This window comes from Piscinibacter defluvii (assembly GCF_004011805.1).
GTDB classification, from domain to species: Bacteria; Pseudomonadota; Gammaproteobacteria; order Burkholderiales; family Burkholderiaceae_C; genus Piscinibacter; species Piscinibacter defluvii.
Genome location: NZ_RCHJ01000015.1, coordinates 46,157 through 62,676, shown reverse-complemented (window position 1 = coordinate 62,676; position 16,520 = coordinate 46,157). Strand labels below are relative to the sequence as shown.

The following is a 16,520-nucleotide window of genomic DNA, read 5'->3' as shown; positions in this document are numbered from 1 at the left end:
GCGTGGGTTGCCCGGGGCATTGCAGGTTCGGTGCCAGCGCTGGATCCGCTCGAAACACCCGCTGAATCAAGCACTTGGTGGCTCGCCCGCATGCCGCGCGCGATGGCGGGAAACCGACAAAGCCAACGCCGCCGCGCTCGCCAGCGCGAGCAGCGACCACGACAGCGCCGGCCAGCCCTGCGCCACGCCGAGGTCGAACAGCGCGCCGGCCGCCAGCGCGCCCAGCATCACGCCGAGGTTCTGGTGCACCAGCTGGCGCGCCATCAGCGGCCCGGGCGGCAGGCTGCGGGCGCGGGCGATGGCGGTGAGCAGCACGTCCGACGAGGGCACGAACAGCACCTGGCCGAGCGCGAGCAGCACCGCCGCCAGCACCACCGCGGTGGCGTGCGTGCCGGCCAGCGCCATCAGTGCGAAGCCGGCGCCCTGCACCGCGAAGCCCAGGCGCAGGTAGCGCGCATGGCCGGCCAGGCCGCGGGCGCGGCGCGTCACGCGGGTCTGCAGCAACAGGATGGTGAGCGTGATGACCCAGTAGGTGGTCTGCACCGGCAGCTCGGGCACGTAGCGCGGCACGTGCAGGCTCATCGCGACGGTGGGCTGGATCATCAGCAGCCAGAACAGCGCGTTCAGCGCGATCAGCGTGCGCAGGCCGATGGGCACCGGTTCGTCCGGCGGCGCGGCGGCCTCGCCGTCGCGCGCGGCGGGCGACGCCGTCTGCGCCTGCGCCAGCGCGGTGATGCGGCGCGTGGCCAGGCCCATCGCCGCGGCGTAGGCGACGAAGCTCGCCAGCACGACGCTGAAGACCTCCAGCAGCCTGCCCGGTGGCACGAACGCGCCGGCGACGTAGCCCCACAACATGCCCAGCCGCAGCGCCAGCGAGTGCTCGGCGAACACACGCGAGGGCTCCTCGCCGGGGATGCGCAGCAGCCAGGCCTTCATGCCGGGAAACGACATCCCGCTGCCCAGCCCCGCCGCGAGCGCCGCCGCGCCGTAGGCCAGCGGCGTGCTCGCGAAGGCCATGGAGAACAGCGCCACGCCTTCGAGCACGATGGTGACCACCAGCGCCGCAGGCCGCTCGGTGAACAGCGCCTGCCGGCTGGCGACGTAGGAGCCGATCACGCGGCCCAGGTTGGTGGCGAAGATGATGGTCGCCGCCCAGGTGCCCGAGAAGCCGGCACCCACCGCCGCGAGCACCAGCGGCACGTACAGCGAGATGCCGCCCGAGGCGAGCACGATGCCGGCGAGGATCAGGCGGGTGAGCCGGCGGGTGGTGGTGGAGTCGGGCACGAGGGGGCTGCAGCCTGGCGCATCGGGCGCCCGACTGTAGCCTCAGCCGTCCGCCAGCACGTCGGTCGCGACGAGTTGTTCGTGCAACGCCCAGCGCGCCTTCCAGCCCGCGCCGCCCCACAGCGGATCGGCGTCGTTCTCGAAGGCGATGACGGCCTGCGCCGCGTCGGTCCACAGCCGACCGCCGCGCCGCGCGCGCATCGCCGCGGCGCAGGCCTCGACGATCGAGACCGGCTCCGGGCCGAAGTGGCCCCGGCCGCGCAGGTGATCGGCGCGGTAGAGCATCGTGTCCCAGCCGTGATCGCGGGCCAGCGCGCAGATGCCGGGCCAGCGTTCGGCCACGCCGGGCGTCTCGGGCGTGGTGTCGAAGGCTTCGAGCAGTTCGCGCGGGCTGGCGCAGTCCCAGATCTCGTGGGCCTGCAGCGCATCGCCGTCGGCCACCTTGGCCAGCAGGTCGGCCGGTTCGTAGGCGAACCAGGCACGCGGCTCGGCGCCTTCGGGCCACTCGAGCGCGTAGAACACCGCGCAGCCCCTACTCCACCCCTTCGGCGCAGGCCTTCTGCCAGACCACGCGGCGCAAGCGCTCGCGCACCGCGTGTTCGCTGCCGTCGAAGCGGTCCTGCGCGCGGCGCAGCGCCGCCTGCGCCACCGAGGCCTCGGCCAGGGTCAGCGGCAGCCGGCCGGCCACGTGCGTGGCGCCGGGCACCGCGCGCAGGATGGCCGCGCGGTTCGGGTGCTCGTCGATCGTGATCAGCGTGTCGGCCTCGGGCCGGCCGTCGAGGCAGACCCGGCCGTCGATCACCTCGACCTTGCGGCCGTCGAGGGTGGTCTTCACCAGCACGGCGGCGGCGTCCATCAGAACTGCACCAGGATGTCTTCGTGCCGCACGACGAACTGGCACGCCAAGCGCCATGGCGGCGGCACGTCGCCGGTCTCGGCCGCGGCGATCTGCTCCGCGGTGATCTTGCCGGCGAAGCGCAGCACCGTCTTCTCCTTCTCGGTGAGCGCCACGCCGTACGGCGCCTTGCCCGACAGCACCGTCACCTGCACCTGGCAGGAGCCGCATTCGCCGTTCTCGCACTCGAAGTTCAGCGGAATGTCGTGCTGCTTGGCCACGGCCAGCAGGGTCTTGGTGTCGCCCGCGACGGCGTACACCGTCACGTCCTTCTTCAGGCGCGGGGAACTGAAGGTCACGTTGGCCATGCTTGCCTCGTCAACGTACTGCGGTGAGATCGAGCAGCCGCCGCGGATCCGGCTTGGCCGGTCCGCTGGCGGCGCCCCCTCGAGGGGGAGCGCCGTGAGGCGCTCCGGGGGTGGACTTATCTGATGATGTCGTAGCTGTAGTCCGTCTTGCCCGGGATGATGGTGTTCGCATCCAGGGTCTCGAAGAACTCGTCCAGGAACATCGTCAGCAGCCGCAGCGCGCCCTCGTAGCCCCAGGTGGGGTAGCGGTGGTAGTGGTGGCGGTCGAAGATCGGGAACACCAGGCGGATCAGCGGCACGCCGGTGTCGCGCTCCAGGTACTTCGCGTAGGTGTTGCCGATCAGGAAGTCCACCGGCTCGGTGAAGAGCAGCGAGCGCAGGTGCCAGAGGTCGCGCTTCGGGTAGACCTTGCCGCCGGCGCCGAAGGGCGAGGCGTCGAGCACCTTCTGCACCTTGGCCGCCCAGTCGTCGTTGCCGTTGGTCGCGAGCACGTGCGTCGGCTCGGCGCCCAGCTCCAGCAGGAACTGCGTGTAGCCGATCATCTGGTCCGGGTCGCCGTAGAGCGCGTACTTCTTGCCGTGCAGGTGGGCCTGGCTGTCGGCCATCGCGTCGATCAGCTGGCCGCGCTCCTTCTCGAGCTGCGCCGGCACCGGCTTGCCGGTGAGGCGGCTGATGGCCATGATGAACTCGTCGGTGCCCGCCACGCCCACCGGCGCGTTCAGCACCACCACTTCCTGGCCCTTCTCGGCGATGTACTTCGCGGTCTTCTCGCAGCAGTACTCCTGGAAGACGATGGTCGCCTTGGCGTTCAGCGCGCGCTCCACCTCTTCCTTGGTGGTGCCGCCCTCGTACATGCGGAACTCGCCGTCGGTGGGCGTGTTCCAGACTTCCGACGGGTCGCAGAGGATCGTGACGTCCGCCCCGAACAGGTCGAAGATGCGGCGCACTTCCTTCATGTTGCCGACGACGAAGCCGTCGAAGCCGCCGATGAAGTTGATGCTGTCGTTCGGCTTGCGCTCGAGCGCCGGCGCGGTGCCGCTCTTGCCGTCCCAGAAGTGCTGCAGCACGCCGAGCAGCGCGTTGTCGTAGCCCGTCACGTGGCTGCCGACGAAGGCCGGCGTGTGCGCGAACGGCACGTCGAAGGCGGCCGGCACGCTGCCCTTCTCCTTGGCCGTCTTGATGAAGGCGTTCAGGTCGTCACCGATCACCTCCGCCATGCACGTCGTCGAGACGGCGATCATGTCCGGCTTGTAGAGGTTGTAGGTGTTGGCCAGGCCGTCGACCATGTTGTTCAGGCCGCCGAACACCGCCGCGTCTTCCGTCATCGACGAGCTGACGCAGGACGTCGGCTCCTTGAAGTGGCGGCTGAAGTGCGAGCGGTAGTAGGCCACGCAGCCCTGCGAGCCGTGCACGAAGCTCATCGTCTTGGCGAAGCCGTTGGCCACGTAGACGGCGCCCAGCGGCTGGCAGGCCTTGGCCGGGTTGACCGTCAGCGCCTCGCGGGCGAAGTTCTTCTCCTTGTACTCGGGCGTCTTGGTCCAGTTGCGGATCTCGTCGATCTTGACGTCCGCGTGGTTGAACTCGAACTCCTTCTTGGTCGCGAAGAGCTGCTGGTACTCGGGCTCGCGGAAGAGCATCTCGTGGTCGATGACCTTGTCTGCGTTCTGGGGCATGTCAATCTCCTGGCAGTGTTGGGTTCGACCTTCAGGCGGCCTTCTTCCAGGGCGCGCTCTTCGCGAGGCCCCAGATCGGCGAGCTGATCGCCATGTCCATGTCGCGCGCGAAGATCGCGAAGCCGTCGTAGCCGTGGTACGGGCCGGAATAGTCCCAGCTGTGCATCTGGCGGAAGGGCACGCCCATCTTCTGGAAGACGTACTTCTCCTTGATGCCCGAGCCGATCAGGTCCGGCTTGATCTTGTCGACGAACTGCTCGAACTCGTAGCCGGTCACGTCGTCGTAGATCAGCGTGCTGTCCTTGATGTAGTGCGTGGTGCGCTGGTAGTCGTCGTTGTGGCCGAATTCGTAGCCGGTGCCGACGACTTCCATGCCCAGGTCCTCGTACGCGCCGATCACGTGGCGCGGACGCAGGCCGCCGACGTACAGCATCACCGTCTTGCCTTCCAGGCGCGGCTTGTACTTCGCGATCACGGCGTCGACCATCGGCCGGTAGCGCGCGATCACCTTCTCGGCGTTGGCCTTGATCGTGTCGTCGAAGTGCGAGGCGATCTCGCGCAGCGACTTCTCGATCTGCGTCGGGCCGAAGAAGTTGTATTCCACCCAGGGAATGCCGTACTTCTCTTCCATGTGCCGGCTGATGTAGTTCATCGACCGGTAGCAGTGCAGCACGTTGAGCTTGGCCTTGGGCGTGTTCTCCAGCTCGGCGATCGTGCCGTCGCCCGACCACTGCGCGATCACGCGCAGGCCGATCTCTTCGAGCAGGATGCGGCTCGACCAGGCGTCGCCGCCGATGTTGTAGTCGCCGATGATGGCCACGTCGTAGGGGGTCGACTCGAACTCGCGTTCCTTCTTGGTCTTGCCGTCGAACACCCAGTCGCGGATCGCGTCGTTGGCGATGTGGTGGCCGAGCGACTGGCTCACGCCGCGGAAGCCCTCGCAGCGCACCGGCACGATGGTGTGGTTGCCGTACTGCGCGCTCTTCTTCTTGCTGACGGCCTCGATGTCGTCGCCGATCAGGCCGATCGGGCACTCCGACTGGATCGAGATGCCCTTGTTCAGCGGGAACAGCTCCTGGATCTCGTCGATGATCTTGTCGAGCTTCTTGTCGCCGCCGAAGACGATGTCCTTCTCCTGGAAGTCGGAGGTGAACTGCATCGTCACGAAGGTGTCGACGCCGGTGACGCCGATGTAGTAGTTGCGTCGCGCGGCCCAGCTGTACTGGCCGCAGCCGACCGGGCCGTGGCTGATGTGGATCATGTCCTTGATCGGACCCCACACCACGCCCTTGCTGCCCGCGTAGGCGCAGCCGCGGATCGTCATCACGCCGGGCAGCGACTTGATGTTGCTCTTGACGCCGCAGTCCGGCTTGCCTTCCTCGAAGCTGCCCAGGTGCTTGGCGCGACGCTTGGCCATCTTCTCCGGGTAGGCCTTCAGGACCTCGTCGATCAAGGCCTTGTTGGCGGCCTTGCGCTCTTCAACCGTCATCGTCATGGTCTTGCTCCTGGGCAGTTCGTGTTGCTTACGCGGCGAGTTCGGCCGCGGTCTTGCCGACCTGGCTCTCGTCGATCGTCTTCATGATCCCGTGCTCCATCAGCAGGTCTTCCAGCTGGTCCATCGTGATGGGGGTGGGGATGGTTCCCTGGCCGGCGTTGGCGTGGATCTTCTGGGCCAGCTCGCGGTACTCGTTGGCCTGCTTGGACTCCGGCGCGTACTCGAGCACGGTCATGCGGCGCAGCTCGGCGTGCTGCACGATGTTGTCGCGCGGCACGAAGTGGATCAGCTTGCTGCCCAGCATCTTGGCCAGGCTCTCGGCCAGCTCGAGTTCCTTGTCGGTCTGGCGCTCGTTGCAGACCAGGCCGCCCAGGCGCACGCCGCCGCTGTTGGCGTACTTCAGGATGCCCTTGGAGATGTTGTTGGCCGCGTACATGGCCATCATCTCGCCCGACATCACGATGTAGATCTCCTGCGCCTTGTTCTCGCGGATGGGCATCGCGAAGCCGCCGCAGACCACGTCACCCAGCACGTCGTAGGAGACGTAGTCGACGCCGTCGTAGGCACCGTTCTCCTCGAGGAAGTTGATCGAGGTGATCACGCCGCGGCCGGCGCAGCCCACGCCCGGCTCCGGGCCGCCGGACTCGACGCAACGGATGTCGCGGTAGCCGATCTTCATCACGTCCTCGAGCTCGAGGTCCTCCACCGAGCCGGCCTCGGCGGCGAGCGAGAGGATGGTGTCCTGCGCCTTGGCGTGCAGGATCAGGCGGGTGGAGTCGGCCTTCGGGTCGCAGCCGACGATCAGGATCTTCTGGCCCATCTCGGCCAGGGCCGCGAGGGTGTTCTGGGAGGTGGTGGACTTGCCGATGCCACCCTTGCCGTAGAAGGCGATCTGACGCAGTGAAGCCATTGCAGTGTTCCTTTGAATCGATGAGAAGTTGACGAGTGAAACCACGGTCGTCGGTTTCTCATGCCGGCTTCGGTGCCCTATCTGGTCTTCTTCGAAGGTCCCTCGGGGCCTGACATGGATTCCGCGCAGCCTCCTCATCGCAACCGTTGTGCCAGCCCTCGCGATCGTCGCAAGTGCTTGTTTTTCATGGGCAATGTGCGCGCCGCGGGCTTGTCGTGCGACAGGCGCGCGATGTACGAAACCCGACAAAAGCCGACGGCACGGGCGTTGCTAACGGCCATGCATGAACGCGAACGAGCTGCCCGTGGTCACGCGCGCCAACCCGCATTACGAGCGGCTCGGCGGGCACGCCGCCGTGGTCGCGCTGGTCGAGGCCTTCTACCGCGCGATGGACACGCGTGCGGACGCGCGCACGATCCGCGCGATGCACGAGCACGACCTCGCGGCCACGAAGCGCGTGCTGGTCAGCTACCTCACCGAATGGCTCGGCGGCCCCAAGGACTACAGCGTGCAGCGCGGTGCGCCGAAGCTGCGCCGCCGGCACGCGCCGTTTGCGATCGACGCGTCGGCGCGTGATGCGTGGATGGCCTGCATGACCCAGGCCCTCGAAGACACCTGCGGCGATGCCGCCCTGCGCACCGAACTGCTCGCCGCCTTCGCCAAGGTGGCGGAGGCGGTGCGCAACCTCCCATCCCACTGAAGGAGAAAACACGATGACCCTCGCCATCACCGACACCGCCCTCGGCCGCCTCGACGCCGAAGGCCGGCTGCTCAACAGCGTGCTGAAAGGCCCGACCAAGACCCCGGGCCGCATCGGCTTCCGCGGCGACCTCGCGCTCAAGTTCGCCGAGAAGCGCGCCGACGAGGCCCGGCCGCCGGAGATCAGCTCCGACCAGGTGATCGCGGTGGCCCGCGCCGGCGAGCCCTACATCGCGTTCTTCACCGGCTTCCTGCTCAGCTTCGAGTACATCGCGCTGCTGGCCGAGGTGCTGGGCGACGCGCTCTCGCCGCAGGGCAAGTACTTCCTGTTCGTAGACAACATCGACATCAGCAAGCGCTACCAGGTCGACTACGGCGGCGCCACCTTCTACGTGCTGCCGATCGACGAGTCGACCGTCTACAACGAGCTGCTCGCGCTGCTGTACATCGAGAAGAACGACCTGAAGAAGCTCGACACCGCGGGGAAGACCGATGCGGTGGCCGACAAGGCGCTCGCGTTCACGGGCTCGTTCGAGAAGATCACCTACGAGCAGGGCGTTGCCAGCATGGGCCCCGTGCGCAACATCTACGAGAACCGCCCTGTGTGAGTGACCATGGCGAGCAGCCGCAGCGCTGGTTCACGACGAATCTCGTCGGCGTGCCGGCCGGCGTGCTCGCCTCCGCCGCGTTCAATGCACACCCGCAGCCGCTGCATGTCAGCGGTGCGCGCGAGGGCAACCGCGGCCTGTTCGCCCTGCTCGCGCGCTGCGCCACGCCGGAGGCGGCGCGCGAGGTGTTCGAGCACTACATGACGGTCGCCTTCGGCCTCGCCAGGCCCGCCGGCGATGCGCCTGCGCATCCCGAGCGGCGCCGCTGGCGCTCGAGCTACCTGAAGCTGTTGCAGGGCTGGGGGCTGGACGCCAACGGCCCGGCCGGCGCCGTGCTCAAGGGCTGGGTGGAGAGCCGCTTCGGCCTCGTTCCCGCCTTTCACGGCGCACCGCTGGCGCACTTTCCCTCGCCGGCCTGGGTGGCCTACCTCGAGCAGAAGGCCGCGAGCCGCTACCACAACAACAGCATCTTCCAGCAGCTCGACCTGCTGTTCGAGTTCTGCCAGTGGATGCTGGCGCGCTTCGCCTTGCTGGGCGACGGGACGCACGCGACGCTCTGGCGCGGCAGCCGCGACTGCGAGGCGCAGGTGGTGGCCGGCTCGCTGCGCGCGCGGCGCTGCACCGTGCGGCTGAACAACCTGGTCTCCTTCACGCGCGAGCGCGAGACGGCCGAGTGCTTCGGCGACTGGGTGATGCGCGCCCGGGTGCCGCTCGCGAAGCTGCTGCTGGTGCCCGGGCTGCTGGCGACCTCCTCGCTCAGCGGCGAATCCGAGGTGCTCGCGCTGGGCGGCGACTACGAGGTGGAGGTCAGCTATGGCCCCTGAGTCGCCGCACCGCCTGCTCGACCGCTGCCTGGGTGCCTACCTCGGCCTCGCGCTCGGCGATGCCCTCGGCGCGACGGTGGAGTTCATGACCCCGCGCGAGATCGCGCACCGCTTCGCGCGCGAAGGTGGGCTGCATGACCAGATCACCGGCGGCGGCTGGTTGAAGCTGCCGCCCGGTGCGGTGACCGACGACACCACGATGAGCCTCGCGCTCGGCGATGCGCTGCTCGAGGGCGAACGCCGCGGCCGCCCGTTCGACACCACGCTCGTCGCCGAGCACTTCGTGCACTGGTGGCGCGGCAAGCCGGTGGACTGCGGCAACACCTGCCGGCGTGGCATCCAGCGCTACCTCGCCGACGGCAGCCTGCAGGGCGCGCCCAACGAGGGCGACGCGGGCAACGGCGCGCTGATGCGCAACCTGCCGACGGTGATCGCCACGCTCGGCGACGATGCGGCGTTCGAACGCGTGGCGCTCGCGCAGGCAAGGATCACGCACCACCATCCGCTCTCGGACGCCGCGGTGCTCGGCCTCGGCCACCTGACCCGCGCGCTGCTGCGCGGCGAGGACATCGACGCCGTGCGCACCCGGGCCACCCGCTGGCTGCTGCAGTGGCCCGTGTTCGCCTGCATGCCCTACCCCGGTCGTGCCAGCGGCTACGTGGTGGACACGGTGCAGACCGTGCTGCACGCCTTCCTGACCCACGACGAGCCCGAGCCCGCGATGGTGTGGACCGTCAACCGCGGCGACGACGCCGACACCACCGGCGCGCTGGTCGGCATGCTGATGGGTGCGCGCCACGGCGTGCAGGCCCTGCCGGCGCGCTGGCTCGCACGGCTCGACGCCGCGACCCGACGCGCCGTGACCGACCAGGCCAGTTCGCTGCTCGCGCTCGCTCTCGACCCGACTTCCTGCTGAGGACCCCGGCCATGCCCCTGTACGACTACCACTGCCCCGCCTGCCACGCCGATTTCGAGCTGCTGGTGCGCTCCGGCACCGTGCCGGCCTGCCCGCATTGCCGGGCGACGACCGTCGAGCGGCAGCTGTCGCGCATCGCACCGGCCGGAACCAGTGCCGCGCTGATCGCGGGCGCGCGGCGGCAGGCCGCGAAGGAAGGGCACTTCAGCCACTACTCGAAGGCAGAGCGGGCGAAGTTGCCGAAGTAGCGGCCTCGGCCGGTCTGGCGCCGCCAGGGCCGTCGGCGTGACGGAATGGCTGGAACATGTGCCCGGAGACGGCCCGCCATGGGCAGCGCCAGCGGCCCGGCCCTGCTTCTCCGGACAGCCGCATCGTCCATCGTCGAAGCTCGGCCGGACCCATCGGGTACGATGCCGTCCACGGGGCGACTGTCGAAGCGATGCCGCCCCACCATGCCCCCCTTGGAGCGCCACCGGCGGAAGCGTCGCCCCTGACGGGACAGTCCTCGACTGGAGTTGCCCGATGTCTTCCGATCCACCGGATCACGAGGCCGCCGCCCCGCCGGCCGAGGCTGCGCCCGACCCCTCCTTGCTCGCGGCACCGCGTGCCGCGGCCGGCAGCAGGGACAGCGAGAGCGCCGAGTTGCAGCGTCAGGGCGCAAAGGCGGCCGCACGCGGCGAGCCCCGGGAGGCGAATCCGATGCTCGATGCCATCAATCAGCCTCCATCGACCGGGGAGAGCCAGGCGATGTGGGCCAGCCGCCGCGACGCGTGGGAGCAGGGCCGCGTCGCGCAAGAGTCGTTCAAGGAGCCTCCGGACGGACCGGCAGGCAGCGTGGCCGAGCGCGGCCGCGTGCGGGACGAGACGCTCTTCGGCGTCACCCGCGTGCTCACGTTCGCGGGCGCCACGGGCCTGACCTCGGCCAGTGGTTTCTTCTTCGAGCGCGACGGCCGCCTGTTCCTCGTCACCAGCCGGCATGTGCTGTTCGATGCCCCCAGCGGGCATGCCCCCGACCGCATCGAGATCCAGGTGCACACCGACCAGCGGGACCTGACGCGGCTGGCCACGCTGTCCATCCTGCTGTATCGCGAGGGAGCCGCCGTCTGGCGTCAGGCGCGCGACAGCGGCGGGGAAGTCGACGTGGCCGCACTCGAACTGGACCGCAATGCCATGCCTTCGAGCAGCGTGGTCCAGGCCTTCGGTCCGCAGCACCTGTCGGTTGCGTTCGACCTGTTCGAGGTGGGCGACCGGCTGGCGATCCCAGGCTTTCCGCTCGGCTTCTTCGACACGGTGCACCACCTGCCGGTGGTACGCCAGGCGAGCATCGCCTCTCACTTCGGCGTGCGATTCCAGGGCCAGGGCTTCTTCCTCACCGATGCACGCATGCACCGTGGCAGCAGCGGGTCACCCGTGCTGGCCAGGGCCGAATCCGCCAACGATGGCGCTCCCCGGTGGTGCTTGCTGGGCGTGCACTCGAGCCGCATGGACATGGCGACCCGCGACGTCGCTCAAGACGAGTCGCTCGGACTCAATTGCGCGTGGTACGCCGACATCCTGCTCACGCTCACCGCTGACAGCCCGTGATCCGGCGCCCCCTGCCGGCGCCGCCACCCTCAGGCAGACCCGGCGCGGCGCGTTGAGGACGCGCCTGCAGGCCGCTTGAGCCGGAGCAGCTCGCGATTGCGCTCGACATCGCGCTCGAACGTCGACAGGACGACGTCCGAGATGTCGGCGTGCAGCAGCACCGTTCGCGCCGCTTCCGCACGGGCCTCGAAGATGGCCAGCATCGTCTCGCGTGCCGACGGCGGAAGTGCATCGATCAGCGCCGGCACCAGCGCATCGAGCGCGACCAGGCTGCCCTTGAGTTCGCAGATCCGCTCGGTGGCTTCCTGGAGATTCTTCATGCGGACCCCTTGGGCAGAAGGACAAAAGCGCGGCCAGGCCGCGCTTTCGTCGATGAAGGCCGGGTCATGCCCGACCTTCGGCGGATCGTGCAGGGGTGTCAGCCGAGGCTGCGGATCCTCGAGGCCTGCGGCCCCTTCTGGCCCTGGGTCACCTCGAACTCCACGCGCTGGTTCTCGGTCAGCGTCTTGAAGCCGCTGCCCTGGATCTCCTTGAAGTGGGCGAACAGGTCCTTGCCGCCGTCGTCGGGGGCGATGAAGCCGAAGCCCTTGCCCTCGTTGAACCACTTCACGGTGCCGGTTTGGGTAGTCATATCGAAATCCTTTCGAAGTTGCCGGACGCAACAGCGCGCCAGGCGAAGAGACGCCAAGAAAATCTTCAAGAGGGGATTCGACCGCCGGCAGAACGCCGTTGAGGAGCGAAGACCTAGGATCGGATGGTCTCGTGCATTTCAGCCCAGCCATGGTACAGGAAAGCGGCGCCCAGTGCCGCACTTTCTTTTCCGGCACCTCGGCGCCGGCCATGTGAACCGGCGCCTGTGCGGTGTGGCCCGCTTCGGGTCAGACAAGCCGGCGCGCTTCGACGACTTGCGGCGCAGCCGGGCAGCGCGCACACTGCCCCATGACACAACCTCTGCTGCAAGCTGCCGATCTGCGCGGCGCCGTGCGACTGACCGCGGATGCCGTCTCGGGCTTGACGAGCCTGGTCGAGGCGATGCATGCGCGCATCGCCAACCCGCTGCGGATTGCCAGCCGTGATGATGATCCGCCGGCAGAACGCGCGGGCGGCATCACGGGTGTGGTCTATCAATCGGTGCGCGGCGTCACACGCGTGGTCGGCGGCACGGCAGAAGCCCTGCTCGGCTGGCTGGCACCGGCGCTTGCCGCCACGGATCCACGCCAGCCGCCGCGGCCCGAACGGGAGGCCATCGTGGCGGCGCTCAACGGCGTGCTCGGCGACCACCTGGCCGCAACCGACAACCCGCTGGCGATCACCATGGCATTTCGTCGTGCCGGTCAGCCGCTGCCGATGGAGCGGTACGCGCTGCGTTCGCGACTTGTCGGCGCGACACCGAGGGTGGCCGTACTCCTGCACGGGCTGTGCATGAACGACCTGCAGTGGCGTCGTGCCGATCACGATCATGGCGAGGCGCTGGCTCGGGACCTTGGATACACGCCGGTCTACCTTCACTACAACAGCGGTCTGAGCGTGTCGACCAATGGCCGCATCCTGGCCGCCTTGATGGAACAGCTCTACGACGGGTGGCCGGTGCCGATCGAGCGCCTGGTGATGATCGGGCACAGCATGGGCGGACTCGTCGCGCGCAGCGCGTTGCACCACGGCGCCCTCATCCAGCGCAACGCCCTGCGCTGGCCTGCGCGGCTGAACGACCTGGTCTGCCTGGGCACGCCGCACCAGGGTGCGCCGCTCGAGCGCGCCGGTCACGGCGTCGACCGGCTGCTCGCGGCCCTGCCCTATGCGGCGCCCCTGGCACGCCTGGGCAAGGTTCGCAGCGCCGGCATCAATGACCTGCGGCATGGGAACATCGTCAACGTCCCGCCCGACCAGTTCGGCACGCACGAGTTCACGCCCGTGCCTCTGCCGGAACGGACCCGCTGCTATGCCATCGCCGCGAGCCTGGGGCCGTCGGGCGGTCACCTCAAGAGCCGGCTCCTGGGCGATGGCCTGGTCCCGGTTGCCAGCGCGCTGGGCCAGCACGAGAACCCTGAGCGGTGCCTCGCATTCGATCCGGACCGTCAGGCGGTGGTATTCGAGACTGGTCACCTTGACTTGCTGTCCAGCACCGAGGTCTATGACCGACTCCGCCACTGGTTGACGTGACGATGCCCTGCCCGGGCACTTCCTCGGTGAGACGACAGGGTGCACCCTGGCCGCGCGCCGGGCGTGCAGGTGTCGGGCGACCGTTCCGGATCGAGCCTGTGCGAGAACAACGCCCGCCGTGGGTGTGCCCGGGCGGCACGGGTCGGGAGCCGGCCTTGCTCAGGCTCCGGCTGAGAAGTCCCACGCGAACAAGCCCGGCTCGCGCTTGCGCAGCGCCTCCAGCAACGCCAAGGTCTGCGGCACCAGGGCGCTGACCGCATACCAGATCTCCTCGCGGCGCGGCTGGACGCCGCGGCGCAGCTTGTCGTGCAGCGCGGCCCAGCCGTTCCAGTCCAGCGGCGCGAGGCGGCGGTGCAGCAGCGGGGTCACGTTGCCCAGCGTGTGGGCCATGATCAACAGCTGCGCCTCGACGGCGCGCAGCGTGAGCGTGCTGGCGAAGAGCTCGTCCTCGCCCTGCATCTCCCTCGTGAGCGTCTGGATCGCGCGGCCGGTGTCGACGACGATGTCGTGGAGCGAGCGCTGGTACATGCCGTCGCGGCCGGGCGCTCAGTAGCCCGAGAGCGCGCCGGGCAGTTCCACCGTCACCGGCTCGGTGCCCAGCACCACCTGGCACGCGAGGCGCGACTTGCTGCCCACGCCGACGAGCGTGTCGAGCTTGGCGTTCTCGGCCGGCGTGGTGCGCGAGACCGTCTTGCGCCCCTCCTGGATGAACACGTGGCAGGCGCCGCAGCTGGCGTTGCCGCCGCACTTGGTGGCGAGCTGAACGCCGGCGTCGAGCATGGCCTTGAGCAGCGAGATGCCGGAGGCGACCTCGAAGGTCTTGCCGGCCGGCAGCAGGGTGAGGGTCGTCATGGTGGTGGGGCTCCGTTCTCAGGCGGCCACGGCGTGCTGGCCGGTCAGCGCCGCGGCCACCTCGGCCAGCGGCAGGTCGATGCGGGTGATGCCGGCTTCCTCGAGGAAGCGGCGCTCCATGCGGGTGGGCTCGCCGGGCAGCACGGCGTAGTGCGGGCCGCCGCTGCGCTTGGTGATCTGGCGTGCGAAGGCCCGCGGCAGCTGGTCGTTGAAGCGGCAGCCGAGGAACACGAAGCCGAGCGACGCGCGGCGCTGCTGCACGAGCGCCGGGATCGGCGTCTGGATGTCGATCTCGGTCAGCACCTCGACGAAGTCGCTGTCCGACACCAGGTAGTTCGCCGCCGGCGCGTGGCCGCCCCAGGGCTTGTAGAACACGGTGCGCGCGGCCACCGGCCCCTCGACGGCCGTGCCGTCGGCACCATACCAGCCGGTCCAGCTGCCGAAGTGTTCGCTCTGGCTCAGGCCCTGCACCTCGGCCCAGTCGCTGCGCGCGGCGAGCGCCCGGCGCATCGTGTCGTCGTACCAGGTGTCGACGATCAGCGGCGCGGGCAGCGCGGCCAGCCAGCGGTGCAGCGGCGACGGGGCCGGCGCGGTGGCGAAGGCCTCGCCCATCAGGCCGACGAGCGTCTTGCGGTGCTTGAAGTTCTCGATGAACTGCGCCACCGCCGTGACCCGCGTGCGGATCTTGCCCGGCACCGAGCTGCGCGCCGCAAGCGTTGCGGCGAGCGCGAGCGGGTCGGCGGGGGGCAGCGGCCCCTCGCACAGCGAGAGCAGGCCCGGGCCGAGGTAGGGCGCGAGCGTGCCCGCCGCAAGGCCGGCGGCGACTTGCGGCGGCAGGTGGTCGAAGGTGGTCGTCATCGCGGTTCTCAGTAGATGGCGGCGCCGGCGCCGACGTTGACCGACGAGTCCTTCATCGTCTTGACGATGAACTTCACGTGGTCGGCCGTCAGCCCGGCATGGAAGGGCAGCGCGATCGCGCGGTCGGCGATGCGCTCGGTGAGCGGGAACTGGCCGCGCCGGGCGCCGCCCTCGGCGGCGCCCGGCTGCTGGTAGTGGAACTGCTGGTGCAGCGGCTGGCAGTAGCGCGCGGCCTCGATGTCCTCCTCGGCCAGGTCCTCGACGATCTGGTCGCAGGCGCTCGCGGTGAAGCGCTTGCCGAGGTGCACGACGTAGAGCATCCAGTGCACCGCGTCGACGTCCGGCCCGACGTAGGGCGGCTTGATGCCCTCGAAGCTGCGCATCTGCTCGAGGTACCAGGCCTCGACCTGCTGGCGCCGCTCGAGCAGCTCGGGCAGGCGCGCGAGCTGCGCAGCGCCGAGCGCGGCGGCGAGCTCGGAGAGGCCGCACTGCAGCGGCACGCGCGCACCGATCGAGACCGAGCGGCGGTCCGCCAGGCTGCGCGCGCGCAGGGTGCGCAGCTCGCGTGCGAGCGCCTCGTCGTCGGTGACGACCATGCCACCCTCGCCGCAACACAGCGCCGAAGGTTGCGAGAAGTCGAACACCGCGGCGTCGCCGAAGCCGCCGACGCGCGTGCCGGCATAGACCGAGCCGATCGCCTCGGTCGAGTCCTCGATCAGGAACAGGCCGTGCTGCGTGGCCAGGCGCTGCCAGGCCGCCCACGCGGCCGGGTGGCCGTTGACGTTGCCGACGATCGCGGCCTTGACCTGCGGCCCGAGCAGCGGCTCGGCGCGCACCGGGTCGGCGCAGCCGGACCAGTAGTCGATCTCGGTGAAGAGCGGCGTCGCGCCGGCGAGCGCGATCGCGTGCGGCACCTGGTGCCAGCCGTAGGGCGAGGCCATCACGGTGTCGCCGGGCCCGAGGCCCTGCGCGCGCAGCAGCAGCAGGGTGCCCAGGGTGCCGCTGGCCACAGCGACCCCGTGCGCGCGGCCCGCGTGCGCGGCGAAGCGCTGCTCGAAGTGTTCCACCATGCGGCCCGCGGAGAGCCGCGGCTGCGCGAGCGCGGCCTGCACCAGTTCGCGTTCGACCTCGCCGACGTCGGGCTCGGACAGGTGCAGCGGTTCCTCGGGCACGTTCAGGTCGTCGTCGGTCACGGCGGCCTCCTTCAGCAGACGAACAGCCCGCGCGCGGCCGCCGGGTCGTCGGTCACCTGCCAGCAGTGGCCGTCGCTCGCGCCGAGGTAGAGCGCGCGGCGTGCGCCACGGGCCGCAGGCTTCTCGTCGCGCATGTCGAAGGCGTCGACGACCACGATGCGCAGCCCCGGCAGGCGCTGCCGCAAGGCGCTCGCGGCCTCGCGCACGCCGGGCGCGGCGTCGGCCAGCGCCAGGGCTTCGGCGAGCAGGTCACCGTTCACG

The 16,520-nt window shown here is 69.6% G+C and carries 21 protein-coding genes; 7 read left to right on the top strand and 14 right to left on the bottom strand.

The genetic code is table 11. The features are described 5' to 3' along the window. Positions 1-66 precede the first annotated feature (66 nt). From D9C15_RS22635 to nifH, 7 genes are all read right to left on the bottom strand, one after another. Positions 67-1,284 carry an MFS transporter gene (locus D9C15_RS22635; protein WP_128000738.1) on the bottom strand — a complete coding sequence of 406 codons (1,218 nt, stop codon included), beginning with the start codon at positions 1,282-1,284 and terminating at the stop codon, positions 67-69. A 42-nt stretch (positions 1,285-1,326) separates the two neighbouring features. Further along, a complete protein-coding gene (locus D9C15_RS22630; RefSeq protein ID WP_128000737.1) occupies positions 1,327-1,806 on the bottom strand; it encodes a hypothetical protein in 480 nt (159 codons plus the stop codon). Positions 1,807-1,816: 10 nt separating this feature from the next. Next, on the bottom strand, positions 1,817-2,140 hold the full coding sequence (locus D9C15_RS22625) for a hypothetical protein (RefSeq protein ID WP_128000736.1): 324 nt from the start codon (positions 2,138-2,140) through the stop codon (positions 1,817-1,819). Next, positions 2,140-2,487, bottom strand: a complete 348-nt coding sequence (locus tag D9C15_RS22620) for a 2Fe-2S iron-sulfur cluster-binding protein (protein WP_128000735.1) — start codon at positions 2,485-2,487, stop codon at positions 2,140-2,142. Before D9C15_RS22620 ends, D9C15_RS22625 begins: the two co-directional genes overlap by 1 nt. Before the next feature lie 116 nt (positions 2,488-2,603). Beyond that, positions 2,604-4,160: a nitrogenase molybdenum-iron protein subunit beta gene (gene nifK / locus D9C15_RS22615; protein ID WP_128000734.1), complete on the bottom strand. Its 1,557-nt coding sequence runs from the start codon at positions 4,158-4,160 to the stop codon at positions 2,604-2,606. Positions 4,161-4,191: 31 nt separating this feature from the next. Beyond that, positions 4,192-5,655 carry a nitrogenase molybdenum-iron protein alpha chain gene (gene nifD / locus D9C15_RS22610; protein ID WP_128000733.1) on the bottom strand — a complete coding sequence of 488 codons (1,464 nt, stop codon included), beginning with the start codon at positions 5,653-5,655 and terminating at the stop codon, positions 4,192-4,194. A 28-nt stretch (positions 5,656-5,683) separates the two neighbouring features. Further along, positions 5,684-6,565, bottom strand: a complete 882-nt coding sequence (gene nifH / locus D9C15_RS22605) for a nitrogenase iron protein (protein WP_128000732.1) — start codon at positions 6,563-6,565, stop codon at positions 5,684-5,686. Between the two features lie 283 nt (positions 6,566-6,848). Between nifH and D9C15_RS22600 the strand changes: the two genes are divergently transcribed. The 6 genes from D9C15_RS22600 to D9C15_RS22575 all read left to right on the top strand — a co-directional run bounded on the left by D9C15_RS22600 (position 6,849) and on the right by D9C15_RS22575 (position 11,196). After that, entirely contained in the window at positions 6,849-7,265 is a 417-nt protein-coding gene (locus tag D9C15_RS22600; protein WP_128000731.1) for a group II truncated hemoglobin, read from the top strand. Positions 7,266-7,278: 13 nt separating this feature from the next. Next, positions 7,279-7,872: a hypothetical protein gene (locus D9C15_RS22595; protein WP_128000730.1), complete on the top strand. Its 594-nt coding sequence runs from the start codon at positions 7,279-7,281 to the stop codon at positions 7,870-7,872. Further along, the gene (locus tag D9C15_RS22590) at positions 7,869-8,696 is read left to right on the top strand and encodes an NAD(+)--dinitrogen-reductase ADP-D-ribosyltransferase (RefSeq protein WP_205854876.1); all 828 of its coding nucleotides are present in this window, start codon (positions 7,869-7,871) and stop codon (positions 8,694-8,696) included. Before D9C15_RS22595 ends, D9C15_RS22590 begins: the two co-directional genes overlap by 4 nt. After that, positions 8,686-9,612: an ADP-ribosyl-[dinitrogen reductase] hydrolase gene (draG, locus tag D9C15_RS22585; protein ID WP_128000729.1), complete on the top strand. Its 927-nt coding sequence runs from the start codon at positions 8,686-8,688 to the stop codon at positions 9,610-9,612. The genes D9C15_RS22590 and draG overlap by 11 nt, the downstream gene beginning before the upstream one ends. Before the next feature lie 11 nt (positions 9,613-9,623). Beyond that, positions 9,624-9,860: an FmdB family zinc ribbon protein gene (locus D9C15_RS22580; protein ID WP_128000728.1), complete on the top strand. Its 237-nt coding sequence runs from the start codon at positions 9,624-9,626 to the stop codon at positions 9,858-9,860. A 274-nt stretch (positions 9,861-10,134) separates the two neighbouring features. Beyond that, positions 10,135-11,196 (top strand): trypsin-like serine peptidase, encoded by a 1,062-nt coding sequence (locus tag D9C15_RS22575; protein ID WP_310734488.1) that lies wholly within the window; start codon positions 10,135-10,137, stop codon positions 11,194-11,196. Positions 11,197-11,225: 29 nt separating this feature from the next. On the opposite strand, the gene D9C15_RS22570 is transcribed toward D9C15_RS22575, so the two are convergent. Both D9C15_RS22570 and cspE read right to left on the bottom strand, forming a co-directional pair. Then, positions 11,226-11,516, bottom strand: coding sequence for a hypothetical protein (locus D9C15_RS22570; protein WP_205854875.1), 291 nt, complete (start codon positions 11,514-11,516; stop codon positions 11,226-11,228). 98 nt (positions 11,517-11,614) lie between these two features. Next, positions 11,615-11,827, bottom strand: coding sequence for a transcription antiterminator/RNA stability regulator CspE (cspE, locus tag D9C15_RS22565; RefSeq protein ID WP_112190595.1), 213 nt, complete (start codon positions 11,825-11,827; stop codon positions 11,615-11,617). A gap of 308 nt (positions 11,828-12,135) precedes the next feature. On the opposite strand from cspE, the gene D9C15_RS22560 reads away from it, so the two are divergent. After that, positions 12,136-13,356: an esterase/lipase family protein gene (locus D9C15_RS22560; protein ID WP_128000727.1), complete on the top strand. Its 1,221-nt coding sequence runs from the start codon at positions 12,136-12,138 to the stop codon at positions 13,354-13,356. Positions 13,357-13,515: 159 nt separating this feature from the next. On the opposite strand, the gene D9C15_RS22555 is transcribed toward D9C15_RS22560, so the two are convergent. Genes D9C15_RS22555 through D9C15_RS22535 form a run of 5 tightly spaced genes read right to left on the bottom strand, consistent with a single transcriptional unit; the run spans position 13,516 to position 16,519 of the window. Next, positions 13,516-13,884 (bottom strand): ribonuclease HepT family protein, encoded by a 369-nt coding sequence (locus D9C15_RS22555; protein WP_128000726.1) that lies wholly within the window; start codon positions 13,882-13,884, stop codon positions 13,516-13,518. A gap of 18 nt (positions 13,885-13,902) precedes the next feature. Continuing rightward, positions 13,903-14,208: a 2Fe-2S iron-sulfur cluster-binding protein gene (locus tag D9C15_RS22550; protein WP_128000725.1), complete on the bottom strand. Its 306-nt coding sequence runs from the start codon at positions 14,206-14,208 to the stop codon at positions 13,903-13,905. Between the two features lie 18 nt (positions 14,209-14,226). Further along, positions 14,227-15,066 (bottom strand): SIR2 family NAD-dependent protein deacylase, encoded by an 840-nt coding sequence (locus D9C15_RS22545; RefSeq protein ID WP_128000724.1) that lies wholly within the window; start codon positions 15,064-15,066, stop codon positions 14,227-14,229. A gap of 8 nt (positions 15,067-15,074) precedes the next feature. After that, complete coding sequence (locus D9C15_RS22540) at positions 15,075-16,238, bottom strand: DegT/DnrJ/EryC1/StrS family aminotransferase (RefSeq protein WP_128000888.1); 1,164 nt, start codon at positions 16,236-16,238, stop codon at positions 15,075-15,077. A gap of 32 nt (positions 16,239-16,270) precedes the next feature. Then, positions 16,271-16,519, bottom strand: coding sequence for a DUF6129 family protein (locus D9C15_RS22535; RefSeq protein WP_128000723.1), 249 nt, complete (start codon positions 16,517-16,519; stop codon positions 16,271-16,273). Position 16,520 lies beyond the last annotated feature (1 nt).

Coding starts and splice junctions, on each gene's coding strand:
- cspE (WP_112190595.1), bottom strand. CDS start 11,827: ATGACTACCCAAACCGGCACCGTGAAGTGGTTCAACGAGGGCAAGGGC.
- D9C15_RS22570 (WP_205854875.1), bottom strand. CDS start 11,516: ATGAAGAATCTCCAGGAAGCCACCGAGCGGATCTGCGAACTCAAGGGC.
- D9C15_RS22575 (WP_310734488.1), top strand. CDS start 10,135: ATGTCTTCCGATCCACCGGATCACGAGGCCGCCGCCCCGCCGGCCGAG.
- nifH (WP_128000732.1), bottom strand. CDS start 6,565: ATGGCTTCACTGCGTCAGATCGCCTTCTACGGCAAGGGTGGCATCGGC.
- D9C15_RS22545 (WP_128000724.1), bottom strand. CDS start 15,066: ATGACGACCACCTTCGACCACCTGCCGCCGCAAGTCGCCGCCGGCCTT.
- D9C15_RS22560 (WP_128000727.1), top strand. CDS start 12,136: ATGACACAACCTCTGCTGCAAGCTGCCGATCTGCGCGGCGCCGTGCGA.
- D9C15_RS22620 (WP_128000735.1), bottom strand. CDS start 2,487: ATGGCCAACGTGACCTTCAGTTCCCCGCGCCTGAAGAAGGACGTGACG.
- draG (WP_128000729.1), top strand. CDS start 8,686: ATGGCCCCTGAGTCGCCGCACCGCCTGCTCGACCGCTGCCTGGGTGCC.
- D9C15_RS22580 (WP_128000728.1), top strand. CDS start 9,624: ATGCCCCTGTACGACTACCACTGCCCCGCCTGCCACGCCGATTTCGAG.
- nifK (WP_128000734.1), bottom strand. CDS start 4,160: ATGCCCCAGAACGCAGACAAGGTCATCGACCACGAGATGCTCTTCCGC.
- D9C15_RS22550 (WP_128000725.1), bottom strand. CDS start 14,208: ATGACGACCCTCACCCTGCTGCCGGCCGGCAAGACCTTCGAGGTCGCC.
- D9C15_RS22595 (WP_128000730.1), top strand. CDS start 7,279: ATGACCCTCGCCATCACCGACACCGCCCTCGGCCGCCTCGACGCCGAA.
- nifD (WP_128000733.1), bottom strand. CDS start 5,655: ATGACGATGACGGTTGAAGAGCGCAAGGCCGCCAACAAGGCCTTGATC.
- D9C15_RS22625 (WP_128000736.1), bottom strand. CDS start 2,140: ATGGACGCCGCCGCCGTGCTGGTGAAGACCACCCTCGACGGCCGCAAG.
- D9C15_RS22555 (WP_128000726.1), bottom strand. CDS start 13,884: ATGTACCAGCGCTCGCTCCACGACATCGTCGTCGACACCGGCCGCGCG.
- D9C15_RS22600 (WP_128000731.1), top strand. CDS start 6,849: ATGAACGCGAACGAGCTGCCCGTGGTCACGCGCGCCAACCCGCATTAC.